At 62.2% G+C, this 13404-nt stretch carries 10 protein-coding genes; all 10 read left to right on the top strand.

All coding sequences use genetic code 11. The features are described 5' to 3' along the window. Positions 1-11: 11 nt before the first annotated feature. The 10 genes from PAF12_RS00480 (at position 12) to PAF12_RS00435 (ending at position 13327) form a co-directional block, all read left to right on the top strand. Positions 12-713, top strand: a complete 702-nt coding sequence (locus PAF12_RS00480; RefSeq protein WP_271108067.1) for a gluconate 2-dehydrogenase subunit 3 family protein — start codon at positions 12-14, stop codon at positions 711-713. A 3-nt stretch (positions 714-716) separates the two neighbouring features. Beyond that, a complete protein-coding gene (locus PAF12_RS00475; protein WP_271108066.1) occupies positions 717-2486 on the top strand; it encodes a GMC family oxidoreductase in 1770 nt (589 codons plus the stop codon). Positions 2487-2498: 12 nt separating this feature from the next. After that, positions 2499-3878: a cytochrome c gene (locus tag PAF12_RS00470; RefSeq protein WP_271108065.1), complete on the top strand. Its 1380-nt coding sequence runs from the start codon at positions 2499-2501 to the stop codon at positions 3876-3878. Between the two features lie 276 nt (positions 3879-4154). Then, positions 4155-4547, top strand: coding sequence for a phasin family protein (locus tag PAF12_RS00465; RefSeq protein ID WP_271108064.1), 393 nt, complete (start codon positions 4155-4157; stop codon positions 4545-4547). Between the two features lie 71 nt (positions 4548-4618). Continuing rightward, the gene (locus PAF12_RS00460) at positions 4619-6247 is read left to right on the top strand and encodes an AMP-binding protein (RefSeq protein WP_271108063.1); all 1629 of its coding nucleotides are present in this window, start codon (positions 4619-4621) and stop codon (positions 6245-6247) included. A gap of 14 nt (positions 6248-6261) precedes the next feature. Next, positions 6262-7983, top strand: a complete 1722-nt coding sequence (locus PAF12_RS00455; protein ID WP_271108062.1) for an alpha/beta hydrolase — start codon at positions 6262-6264, stop codon at positions 7981-7983. Continuing rightward, the gene (gene phaZ / locus PAF12_RS00450) at positions 7964-8815 is read left to right on the top strand and encodes a poly(3-hydroxyalkanoate) depolymerase (RefSeq protein WP_271108061.1); all 852 of its coding nucleotides are present in this window, start codon (positions 7964-7966) and stop codon (positions 8813-8815) included. Before PAF12_RS00455 ends, phaZ begins: the two co-directional genes overlap by 20 nt. Next, positions 8815-10065, top strand: a complete 1251-nt coding sequence (locus PAF12_RS00445; protein ID WP_271108060.1) for a DUF445 domain-containing protein — start codon at positions 8815-8817, stop codon at positions 10063-10065. Before phaZ ends, PAF12_RS00445 begins: the two co-directional genes overlap by 1 nt. A gap of 137 nt (positions 10066-10202) precedes the next feature. Continuing rightward, entirely contained in the window at positions 10203-11633 is a 1431-nt protein-coding gene (locus tag PAF12_RS00440) for a coniferyl aldehyde dehydrogenase (protein WP_271108059.1), read from the top strand. Positions 11634-11719: 86 nt separating this feature from the next. Next, a complete protein-coding gene (locus tag PAF12_RS00435) occupies positions 11720-13327 on the top strand; it encodes an FAD-dependent oxidoreductase (RefSeq protein WP_271108058.1) in 1608 nt (535 codons plus the stop codon). The last annotated feature ends 77 nt before the right edge of the window (positions 13328-13404 follow it).

Below are 13404 nucleotides of genomic sequence, written 5' to 3'. Positions count from 1 at the left end.
GAGCCGTAACGATGAATGAACCTCCCGGATATCCCAGCCGCCGCAGCTTCCTGAAGGCAACCGCCGCAGGGTTTGCGCTGACCGGCATCGCCGCGTCCGCACAGGCGCAGACCGCCGAGCCGCCACCCCCGCTGGAGGAATACGAGCCGGAATATTTCACCGCGGAGGAGTGGGCCTTCATCATGGCCGCGACCGCGCGGCTGATCCCGTCGGAAGGGGATGGGCCGGGTGCCTTGGAATGCCGGGTGCCGGTGTTCATCGACCGTCAGCTTGCGGGTGACTACGGCTCCGCCGATGACTGGTACATGGTCGGGCCACATGTCCCGGACGCCGACCCGCAGCTCGGCTGGCAGACCCCGCTTGATCCTGCGCAGGTTTACCGCGAGGGGATCATGGCCTTCGATATCTGGTGCGAGCAGCAGCATGGCGCGAATTTCGCCGCGCTGACGCCGGAACAGCAGGACGCCGCACTGGTATCGCTGCAAGAGGGCGAGGTGGCGTTGCAGCCGGAGATCCGCGATTTCTTCAATCTTCTGCTGGCGAATACCAAGGAAGGTTACTTCGCGGACCCGATCTATGGCGGCAATTACGGCATGCAGTCCTGGGTTTATATCGGCTTTCCGGGCGCACGGGCCGCGTTCCGCGAATGGGCAGGGCGGCATAACGAGCCATATCCGCTCGGCCCCGTCTCGATCTCTGGCGAAAGGGCGTGAAGCATGGCGCGTGAGGAACAGAAGAAAGACGTCGTCATCGTCGGGCTCGGCTGGACCGGCTCCATCCTCGGGATGGAACTGGCGCAGGAGGGGCTTGACATCGTCGCGCTTGAGCGGGGACCCGATCAGGACACCGTGCCGGATTTCAAATATCCCAACATGATCGACGAGCTGCGTTACGGTGTGCGCACGAAGCTGATGCAGCAGCCGAGCCAGCAGACCCTGACCATCCGCCGTACGCTGGATGAAACCGCGCTGCCCTATCGCAAGCTGGGATCGTTCCTGCCGGGCAATGGCGTCGGCGGGGCTGGCACCCACTGGAACGGGCTCAACTGGCGCCCGCAGGAGGTGGAGCTGAAGCTGCGCAGCTATGTCACGGAAAACTGGGGTGAGGACATCATCCCGGAGGACATGCTGCTGGGCGATTATCCCGTCACCTATGACGAGTTGGAGCCGCATTTCGATCGCTTCGAATATGTCGCGGGGATCTCCGGTCAGGCCGGCAATCTGAACGGGCGGACCGTCGCCGGCGGCAACCCGTTCGAGGGCTGGCGGTCGCGCGATTTCCCGATGCCGCCGATGCAGGCGACATGGGACGGCACCAAATTCGGCGAGGCGGCGGCGGCCATGGGCTATCACCCGTTCCCAGCCCCGGCAGGGATCGCCTCGACCGCCTATGTCAATGAATACGGGATGCAGATGGGGCCGTGCAATTTCTGCGGCTTCTGCGAGCGGTTCGGATGCTATCAATACTCCAAATCATCCCCGCAGACGGCCATTCTGGACGCGTTGAAACGGCAACCGAATTTCTCCTACCGCACCCATTCGGAGGTGCTGCGGGTCGAGATGGCGGAGGACGGCAAGACCGCGCGCGGCGTCACCTATTTCGACGAGGAGGCGCAGGAAGAGGTGTTCCAGCCTGCCGATATCGTCATCCTCGCGTCGTATCAGTTGAACAACGCACATCTGCTGCTGCTCTCCGGCATTGGGGAGCCGTATAACCCCAGCACCGGCGAGGGTGTGACCGGCAAGAGCTACGCCTATCAGATGAATGGCGGTATCTCGCTGTTCTTCAAGGACGAGCATTTCAATCCGTTCGTCGGGCATGGTGCCAACGGCATGGCGCTCGACGATTTCGGGATGAACAATATCGACTTCGGGACCGAGGGCTTTATCGGCGGTGCCTATTGGCGGGCCGGGACGTTCAACGGGCAGCCGATCCGATCCATGCGCCTGCCCGGCGGCACGCCCGGCTGGGGTGCGGGGTGGAAGGCCGGGATCAAGGAATGGTACGGCCATTCCATGTCCATGGGCTCTCACGGCTCTCACATGGCCTATCGCCACAACTATGTCGATCTCGACCCGACCTATAAGGACCGGCATGGGCGCCCGCTGATGCGTCTGACCTTCAACTGGCATGACAACGATCTGCGCATGAACCAGTTCATGAAGGAGAAGATGGAACCGCTGGCGGCGTCGATGAACCCCGACTCGATGGGCGTGGGCTTCAAGGGACCGGGCGCGCAATATGACGTGCGACCCTACCAGACCACCCACAACACCGGCGGTTACATCATGTCGGAAAACCCGCAGGAAGGCGTCGTCAACCGCTACTGCCAGACATGGGACGCGCATAACGTCTTCGTCACCGGGGCGGGCAACTTCGTGCAGAACACGCAGTACAACCCGACCGGGCTTGTCGGCGGGCTGGCCTACTGGACTGCCGAGGCGATCCGCACGCAATACCTGTCCAACCCGCGTCCGCTGGTCTGAGGAGGGCACGCCATGATCAAACTGCTTCGCATTCTGGCCGTTCTGCTTCTGATCGGCATCGCGGCCCTTCTGGCCTTCACCCTCATCCCGGTGCGCAAGACCGCGCCGGTGACGGATCTCGCGGAAGACTGGCAGCCCGAGGAAGGGGCGGGCGAATACACCATGTACGCCGCCGATTGCCTTGCCTGCCATACCGCCGAGGACGGGCAGGACTTCGCTGGCGGACGGCCCGTCGAAAGCCCATTGGGCACGATCTGGTCGACGAATATCACGCCCGACACGGAAACCGGCATCGGGGACTACACGCTCGATCAGTTCCGGGCTGTTCTTTATGACGGGATCCGCGCCGACGGCACGCATCTTTATCCGGCGATGCCTTACGAGAACTACCGCAAGCTGACCGAGGAAGATGTCCGGGCGCTCTACAGCTACTTCATGAACGAGGTCGAGCCGGTCAGCAACGCGGTGCCGGAAACGCAGCTCAGCTTCCCGTTCAACATGCGCTTTGGCATCCGCGCGTGGAATTGGCTCGCGCTCAGCCATGATCCGGGATTTGTCGGCGCTGGCCTGTCAGAGGCGCAGGATCGCGGTCAGTATCTGGTCGAGGGGCCGGGCCACTGCGCCTCCTGCCACAGCCCGCGCACGGGGATCATGTCGCAGGACGGTATCTCGGCGGATGACGAGAGCTTCCTGACCGGCAGCGTCATCAACGGCTGGAATGCGCCGGCACTGCGTGGCGAAGGCTCGGTCTCTCAGAAATGGAGCGTGCAGCAAATGGCGCAATATCTCGCCACCGGGCGGAACGCGCATGCCACGGCAAATGGCGAGATGGGGCTGGTGATCCGCGACTCGCTCCAGCATCTGTCGGATGAGGACAATATCGCAATCGCGGCCTTCCTGAAGGGGATGGATGGCGGCGAGGTGGATCTGCCCGAAACGCTGATGCCCGAAGGCGCACAGGCGATCCCGCCCGAAGAAGCTGACGAGGCCGGGGCGGAAACTGCCGAAATGCTGGCATCTGCCTCGCCCGACATGCCCATTGGCGCGCGGCTGTATCTGGACAACTGCTCCGCCTGCCACTTCGTCACCGGCAAGGGCGCTCCGGGTATTTTCCCTGAGCTGGCCGGGAACGATCTGGTCACGGGATCGGAGGCGGGGCCGCTGGTCTCGATCATCCTGAACGGGGCCGCTGTCGACTCTACAGACCGGCGACCGATGCGACTGGTGATGCAGGGCTACGCGGACCGGCTGTCGGATGGCGAGGTCGCCGCACTGGCAAGCTTCGTCCGCGGCGCATGGGGGAATGACGGCGCCGAGGTCACAGCCGAGGAAGTCACGCAGCAGCGCGAAAGCGCGGTCGCACGGCACGGCGGTGAAGAAAGCGGAAGCTGATCGACCAACCAAACCGAAGCAAAGGGGCGGGGGAAGTTTCCTCCGCCCCTTTCGCTTTCCCGTTACCGGCTCCTTCGTTTGAAGCACGATTTTTCGTGTCAAAGCGGATTGAAAGGTTCCGAAGAATTCGTTTAAGCTGCTGGATACATTTGAAAATATCCGAATTTGCTTTTGCGACGATTTTGTCGTCTGAAGTTAAAATCATATCGCGAGGTGGCAAGAAAGTGGCGCAGGATACTGCGATACTGGGTCCACATCATTCACAGGAGACCCATTATGACCAGTAAAACCACGAAACCCGCCGCCGCCAAATCCGCCATCCAGGCCGGTGCCGACGCAGTTCAGCAGCCGCTGGCTGCCACGCGCGAAATCGCAGGCAATCTGGGCAGCGCGCTGACCGACAGCGGCAAAGCTTACTATGCAGGCATCATGGCGCTTGGCCGCACGCTGGGCGAGTTCGGGCGCGAGACGTTGAACGAAGCAAGCGAGCATCTGCGCCAGACCATGAGCGCCAAGAACGTCCGTGAAGTCGCGGAAATGCAGGCGGCCTATGCTCAACGACGCGTCGACATGTCGGCGACCCACGCCAAGGAATTCATCGATCAGGCGCATGACAAGTCGCTGGACGTCATCGCACCGATCTCCGGCCTGCTGAACAAGGCAGCCTGATTTCTGCCTGCACGCTGGTCTGATGAGGGCGGACCGGCGTGCATTCCATTTATTTTAGGGAGGACCCACCAATGACCAAACCGTGGCTTGCAACTTACAGCGAAGATATTCCGCACGAAATCAACGCAGACGCCTATCCGTCCGCAGTCGCCGTTTTTGACGAAGCTGTCGCAACCTTTGCCGACAAACCGGCGTTCGAGTGCTTCGGCAAGACCATGACCTATGCCGAAATCGACCGCGCCGCCCGCTCTGTCGCGGCATGGTTGCAGAAAACCGGGGTCAAGCGCGGCGACCGGATCGCCGTGATGTGCCCGAACATCTTCGCCTTTCCGATCGTGATGCTGGGCGTGATGCGGGCCGGGGCCGCGCAGGTGAACGTCAATCCGCTTTATACCCCGCGTGAGCTATCGCATCAGTTGAACGATGCAGGCGCGGAAACGATCCTGATCTATAGCGGCTCGACACCCGTGCTGGCCGAAGTGCTCGACCAGACACCGATCAAGAATATCGTCACCATCGGTCTTGGCGACGGTGCGGGCCTGCCGATCCAGTCGCCCCCGGTCGATGAACGTCTGTCGGACACCGTGGCGCTTGCCGATGTACTGACGGAAGGTGCCGGGCTGGAGTTCACGCCGGTCGAGCTGAACGGCGAAGATATTATCTTCTTCCAGTATACCGGCGGCACGACCGGCCTGTCGAAGGGCGCGGTTCTGACGCATCGCAATATCGTCGCCAATGGCGAGCAGTTCAAAGCCTTCATGCCTGAGGTGCATGAGGTCGGGACAGAGATCGTGGTGCTGGCTCTGCCGCTCTATCATATTTTCGGGCTGATGGTGATGATCGCCTTCGTGTCTTCCGGCGCGAAGCAGATCCTGATCCCCAATCCGCGCGACATGGACAGTTTCGTCGGGGCGATCAAGGATTCGAAGTTCTCGGTCATTCCGGGCGTCAACACGATGTTCCAGGGGCTGATGATGCATCCCGATTTCGACAAGATCGACCTGTCGGGCTACAAGGTTGCCATCGGCGGCGGCGCGGCTGTGATCAAGGCAACGTCGGAGAAATGGCACGCCCTGACCGGGCATCAGATCAAGGAAGGCTACGGCCTGTCCGAAACCTCGCCGGTGCTGTGCCTAAATCCGATGAACGTCACCCATTTCACCGAATCCTGCGGGCTGGCCGTTCCTTCGACGGACATCAAGCTGCTCGATGATGACGGAAACGAAGTCGCCGAGGGCGAAGCCGGTGAAATCTGCGCCGCCGGTCCGCAGATCATGCGCGGCTACTGGAACAACGACGATGCCAACCTGAAGGCGTTCACGCCGGACGGGTATTTCCGCACCGGCGATGTCGGCATGTTCATCGAGGGCGGCTTCCTGAAAATCGTCGACCGCAAGAAGGACATGATCCTCGTCTCCGGCTTCAACGTCTATCCGAACGAGGTGGAGGCAGTCGTGACCGCCTGCGAAGGCATCGCCGAATGCGCCTGCATCGGTGTCCCGGATGAGAAAAGCGGCGAAGCGGTTCGCATCTACGCGGTCAGGATGGCCGGCTCCGATGTCACCGACAAGGACGTCATCGCCCATTGCCGGACAGAGCTGGCGGGCTACAAGGTGCCCCGTCAGGTCATCTTCCTCGACGCGCTGCCGAAATCCAATGTCGGCAAGATCCTCCGTCGCGAACTTCGCGAGCAGGCCTGAGGGGGGATATTGCCATGACATCTGAACCGAAAACACCCGGCACCGCCGAGAAGGTGGTCCGCAAGACGCTTGGCAAGGTCAGTGAAGGGCGTGACGCGATTACTCAGCGGGCCGAAACTGCTGTCGACCTCGGGAATGCGTTCCGCAATTTCTACCTTGCGGCCCTGACCCAGCCAACCAAGGCCATGACCCAGTCCATGAATGCGAGCATGGGCATCCTCGCCAGCTTGTCCGGGACATCTGAGATCGCACCGGAGAAAGGCGACAGACGCTTCAGCGACCCGGTCTGGGCCACGAACCCGGCCTATCGCGCGCTGATGCAATCCTACCTGTCATGGGCGAAGGCGAGCAATGACTGGATCGACAGCCTCGACCTGCCGCATCGCGACAAGCTGCGCGCCCGGCTGCTGACCAGCCTTTCGGTCGATGCGCTTTCGCCGACCAATTTTCTGGTTGGCAACCCGTCCGCGATGAAGGCCACGCTTGAAAATGGCGGCAAGAATCTGTGGAAGGGCGCACGGCAGCTTATCGAGGACATGGTCAATAATGGCGGTCTGCCGACGATGGTGGACAAGTCGAAATTCAGTATCGGCGAGAACCTTGCCCTGACCAAGGGCCATGTCATTTATGCCGAGGATCATCTGGAACTGATCCAGTACGCGCCGCGCACACCCGAGGTTCACAAGGTTCCGGTGTTCATCGTCCCGCCCCAGATCAACAAATACTATGTCTGGGATCTGGCTCCGGGCCGGTCGATCGTCGAATATCTGGTCGAGGCGGGTCATGAGGTCTTTATCGTCAGCTGGCGCAACCCGACGACGGAGCAGGCGGCCTGGGGCCTCGCAAGCTATATCGAGGCGCTTGATCGCGCCAGCGCTGTCGCCTGCGAGGTTTCCGGCAGCCCGGAACTGAATGTCGTCGGCGCCTGTTCCGGCGGCATCACCGCTGCCCTGCTTCTGGCGCTTTGGGGGGCGCGCGGCGATAACCGTGCCGCCAGCCTGTCGCTGCTGGTCGCAATTCTGGACGTCGAGGGCGGCAAGGACACCTCAATGGGGCTGTTTGCCAATATCGAAACGCTGGAGCTTGCGAAGCTGTTTTCACGATCCAAAGGCGTGCTTGGCGGCAAGGATCTCGAACGCGCTTTCGCCTGGCTGCGCCCCAATGATCTGATCTGGGCCTATTGGGTGAACAATTACCTGCTGGGTAACGATCCTGCGGCGTTCGATATTCTGTACTGGAACGCCGATACGACCAACCTGCCTGCCGCGCTGCATAACGATCTGCTCACCTTGCTGCAAAAGGGCGGTCTGGCTGATGGCGGCGAGGGTCGCGTCTTTGTCGATGGTCACGAGCTGGACCTCAAGGACGTCACCTGCGATGCTTTCCTCGTCGGCGGCGAGACCGATCATATCACGCCCTGGGATGGCTGCTATCTGACCCGCAAGCTGCTGGGCGGAAAATCCGAATTCATCCTCAGTCAGGCCGGTCACATCCAGTCGCTCATCAACCCGCCCGGCAACAAGAAGGCGCGCTTCCTGATCAACAGCGGCGAGCATGATACGGCCGAAGCCTTCCTCTCAGGTGCCGAAACCAATGAGGGAAGCTGGTGGCCGACATGGCAAAGCTGGCTGGAGGCACATTCAGGCGACAAGGTTCCGGCACGCAAACAGCCGGGGTCGCGCAAACGCAAACCAATCTGTGAGGCTCCCGGAAACTATGTCAGTCAACCTGCCTGAAACACGCGCGGAAGAAGCCGCGCAACCGAAGACGATCAGGATTTCCGGCCAGGAACTGCGCTATGTGCTGCTTGGCCCGAAAACCGCCTCGCGCATCCTGCTGGTCTTCAACGGCATCGGGGCCAGCCTGGACACGGCCATCCCCTTTGCCGAGCGGTTTCGCGACACCCGCATCCTGACCTTCGACGTCCCCGGCGTCGGGGGCTCGCCCGCCCCGGTGCTGCCTTATCGCATGAGCTGGGTGACACGGCTTGCCGCGCGATTGCTGGACAATCTCGGGATCGCGGAGGTCGATGTCTTCGGCGTCTCATGGGGTGGTGGGCTGGCGCAGCAATTCGCGCATGATTTCCCCAAGCGCACCCGCAGCCTGATCCTTGCCGCAACCTCGGCCGGTTTTGTCATGGTGCCGGGCGATCCCCGTGTGCTGATGAAGCTGGCAACGCCGAAGCGCTACACACTGCCCGACTATATGCTGATGATCGGACCGTCGCTTTACGGCGGCAAGCTGCGCGCCGACGACAGGGCTTTGCGCGAACATGCCTCCGCCATGAAGCCGAATTCGCAGCGTGGCTACCTGTATCAGCTTATGGCCGGCATGGGCTGGACAAGCTGGCTGTGGCTGCCCCGGATAGAAGTGCCGGTGCTGGTCATGATGGGCGAGGATGATCCGATCGTGCCCGCTGTCAACGGGCGGATGCTGGTATCGCGCCTGCCGAATGCCCGGCTGGAGATCATGGATTGCGGCCACCTGTTTATCCTGACCGATCCCAATGAGACCGCACGCCTGATTGAGGCGTTTCTGGACGACATCACAACCCAAAAGGCCGCATGATGTCGGGTCCGGCCGATCCCGTCCCTGATCCGGCGGAAAGGCTGAAACGAACACGCAGGCTGGCGACGGGCATGCTCGCCGCTTTGGCTGCCGTGTTCGCGGTGACCTATCTGGTGGGCGATCCTCCGGGCTGGATCATGCTGATCCGTTCGATGGCGGAGGCCGGGATGGTCGGCGGGCTGGCAGACTGGTTCGCGGTCACGGCGCTGTTTCGCCACCCGCTTGGCCTGCCCATTCCGCATACCGCGCTGTTGCCGCGCAACCAAACACGCGCGGCGCAGAATGTCGGCAGGTTCTTCGAAAGCCATTTCCTGCAACCGGAACAGCTGCACACACGGCTGATCGCGCTTCAGCCCTCGAACTTCCTGCGCGACTGGATCTCGCAAACGCCGAATGCCCGGCTGATCGCTGCGGAACTGACCGCGCTTCTGTCGCAACTGATCCGAACCGATCCGCCGCCCCGGCTGCTGGCGCGCGGGCGGATGTGGCTGCGCCGCGCCGCGTCCGATTTCGGCTCTGACGAGGCGATTGCCGCAAGGATGTCGGAACTGGTCAAGATCGGCATTCGCACCGGGGTGCTCGATCACGCGCTTGCGCAGGTCGAGAAATCGGTCGAAGGCGGGCGCATCGGTGCCAATGAACTGGTTCAGGACCACAGCCGCTGGTGGATATCCTCGCGCGTGGATCGCCGGGTTGCCGATCTGGCGGTCCGGGGCATTCTGTCCGTGCTGGACGATCTGCGCGACCCGCAATCCCGCCTGCGTGCCTCGTTCGAGCGCGCCTGTGACCGGATGGTCGACGATCTGGTCGAAAAAGGCGCGCTGACCAAAGCCGTCACCGAAGCACGTCAGCATATGATCCGTTCCGGCGAACTGGATGATGTGGTGTCGTCTATGGGCCGGCAGGCGCAGGACCGCATCCGCAGGAAACTTGCGGAAGACCCCGAAGCTGTCACCGACGCCTTCACGGCTGCGATCAAACATGCGGCCTCCGAAATGCTCGGCACGGCAGAGGCAAGGGCCGCGTTTGATGAAAGGCTGGCGGAACTGGCAAGCCGCGTGATCGGAGAGATGCGTCCGCAAATTGCCGCCTATGTTACCGATGTGATCGCTGGCTGGGAACCGGAAGAGCTGAACGAACGCTTCGAGACGGAAATCGGCCCCGACCTGCAATTCATCCGCATCAACGGGGCGGTTCTGGGGGCTGTGATCGGGGGCGTTTTATTTTTCCTCGACACGCTTCTGGGCTAGCCGGATTGCGCCGCGATATTGGACGACACAAGCCCTGTCGCTTGAAGATAAAAAACTGTGACCCTGCGTTAAGCGGTCCATATAGGCGCCCGGTACTCTGCCATTAATACGAAATTTGTATCTGGGAGGATACCGCCATGCAAAACACTGCTGTTACCCCATTCCCGCAGCCTGCTGAGGAAATCCAGCGGCTGTTCGATTTGCAATACCGCGCGTCGCGTGATGAACCGGCCCCGGATTATGAGCTTCGCCGCGACCGGCTGGACCGGCTGCGCAAGATGCTGACCGAGAATGACAAGGCCTTCGTCGAGGCGATCAACGACGATTTCGGCAACCGCTCCAACCACGAAACCGAGCTGTTCGAGATCGTGACGGTGCTGAACGCGCTGCGCCACACCCGCAAGCACCTCAAACGCTGGATGCGCGATGAGCGCCGCCCGGTCGACATGGCGTTCAAACCCGCATCCGCCCGCATCCGGCACGAACCGCTTGGCGTGATCGGCATTATCGCGCCGTGGAACTTCCCGATGCAGACGGCGCTGACCCCCCTGGTCGACGCGCTGGCCGCAGGCAACCGGGCGATGATCAAGCCATCGGAATTCACCCCGCGTTTTTCGGAATTGCTGCGATCGCTTGTCGCCAAATATTTCGATGACGCCGAACTGACCGTCGTGACCGGCGGCGTGGAGGTCGCGCAGCGTTTCGGGGCGCTTCCTTTCGATCACCTCGTTTTCACCGGATCGACCATTGTCGGCCGTAAGGTGATGGAGGCAGCCGCGAAGAACCTGACCCCGGTCACGCTGGAACTGGGCGGCAAGTCCCCGGTCGTGGTGGCCGAGGATTATCCGCTGGAGAAAGCCGCGCAGAGTGTCGCATTCGGGAAATACTCCAACTCCGGCCAGATCTGCGTCGCCCCGGATTACGCGCTTGTGCCGCGCGAGCGGGTTCGGGATTTCGCTGAGGCCGTCATTGCACGGGCGAAGAAGTCCTTCCCGACCGTGGCACAGAACCCCGACTACACCTCCATGATCTCCGAACGTCACCGTCAGCGCCTTGTCGACGCCATCGAAGAGGCCCGTGCCGCCGGGGCGACCGTCCTGACGCATGAGGATGACGGGATGGGGCAGGCCCGCAAGATCGGCCCGACCGTCATCATCGACGCGCCGAAGGACGGGGTTCTGATGAACGAGGAAATCTTCGGCCCGGTTCTGCTGGTGAAGCCTTATGACACGCTTGACGACGCGCTGGCCTATATCCGCGACCGTGACCGTCCTTTGGCGCTGTATGTGTTCACCAACGACAAGGCGACGGAGCGGAAGGTGCTGGATGGCGCAATCTCCGGCGGCGTGACGGTCAACGGAACCATCCTGCATGTCGGTCAGGACACGCTGCCCTTTGGCGGTGTCGGCCCAAGCGGGATGGGTGCCTATCACGGCATTGACGGGTTCCGCCGGCTGAGCCACGCGCGTTCCGTCCACAAGGTCGGTTTCATCAACGGGTTCGAGAAGATGGGACCGCCCTGGGGCGGGCTCGCCAACTCTGCCGCGAAGTTCCTGAAACGCCGCTGAGCCGCCACAGGCCGGGCGACGGACCCGGCCAGCATCCATCTAGCAAGTCAGAAGAGCCGTCAGCCGGGCTGACGGAGGGAGGAAACATGACCAGCAACACCACAGATCACGACTACGACTATCTCATCATCGGCAGCGGCTTCGGCGGCTCGGCCTCGGCACTCCGGCTGGCGGAAAAGGGCTGGCGCGTGGCCGTGGCCGAACAGGGCCGGCGCATCGGGCCGGACGACATCAAGGCGGCAAAGAAAAGCATGTTCAAACTGCTCTGGATGCCGGGGCTGCGGCTGCGCGGTTACTTCGTCCAGCATATGTTCAAGCATGTGAACGTCGTGGGCGGCGTCGGTGTCGGCGGCGGCAGTATCGTCTGGGGCGCGGTCATGTTGCCGCCGAAGGACGAGTTCTACGACGACCCGCAGGTCAAGCGCCTGGGCGTCGATCTGCGCAGCGAACTTGCCCCGCATCTGAAAACCGCACATCGGATGCTTGGCGTGTCGGTGAACCCGCATCTGACCAAGCAGGACGAGTATCTGCGGCAGGCAGCGCGCGCCATGAACGCCGAGGATAGCTTCGGCCCGGTGCCGAATGCCGTGTTCTTTGGCGAGCCGGACAAGACGGTCGACGATCCCTATTTCGACGGCGAAGGTCCGGCGCGTGTCGGCTGCAATTTCTGCGGCGGTTGCCTGACCGGCTGCCCGACCGGGGCCAAGAACGCCCTCTATCAGAACTACCTCTATCTGGCCGAAAAGAAGGGTGTTCAGGTCATGCCCGACCGCAAGGCCGACAAGATCGAGCCCCTGCCGGACGGCGGCTATCGCGTCAGCTTCGTCGATCCGGTCAATGGCAAACCCATCGACACAATCACGGCGGGCAAGGTCATCATCGCAGCCGGCGTCGTCGGCACGCTGGATCTGCTGTTCCAGAACCGTGATCGCTACCGCACGCTTCCCGGCATCTCGGACAGCCTGGGCGGGGTCGTGCGCACCAACTCCGAGGCGCTGACCGCCGTGCTGCATCCGAAGGGCGAAAACATGATCGACGGGACCGCGATCTCAAGCGATTTCTACGCGGACAAACACACCCATATCACGCAGAACCGCTTTGACCGTGGCTATCGCTTCATGAAATCCTATATGGGACCGCTGGTCGACGGGCATAAGCCGGGCCGCCGCGCCCTGCGGACCATCGGCAAGATGATCACCCGCCCCGGCATCATGTTCCGCAACCTGTTCGCGAAAAACTGGGAAGAGCGGATCACCATTTTCACCGTCATGCAGAACCACGACAATGCCGTGAAGCTGCGCTACCGCAAACGCTGGTTCTCGCCCTTCAAGCCGACGCTCGGCTCGGCCGAGCTGCCGGGTGCGGCGCTGCCCAGCTATCTGCCGCCCGCCAATGAGGTCGCGCGCGAATTCGCCAAGGCATCGGGCGGAACCCCAATGAACTTCCTAACCGAATCGCTGGCCGGGACCACCACCACGGCCCATATCCTCAGCGGCTGCCCAATGGGCAATTCGGCGGTCGATTCGGTGATCGACGCAAACCACGAGGTACATGGTGCGCCGGGTCTGTTCATCGTCGATGGCTCCAGCATCCCGGCCAATATCGGCGTAAACCCCAGCCTGACCATTACCGCAATGGCAGAACGCTTCGCGGAGCGTCAGCCCGCGGCTGAGCAACGCGACGTCGCCGCCTGAACCGAACCAGCACTTCGGCGGCAACGCGCCAATGTTGCCGCCTGACACAACCGCCCTTGGGCGAACGAGACGGATCA

This window comes from Paracoccus sp. SCSIO 75233, assembly GCF_027912675.1.
Taxonomy (GTDB): Bacteria; Pseudomonadota; Alphaproteobacteria; order Rhodobacterales; family Rhodobacteraceae; genus Paracoccus.
Note: the sequence above shows the minus strand (reverse complement) of the source record. Positions and strands in the feature narration are given on the sequence as shown.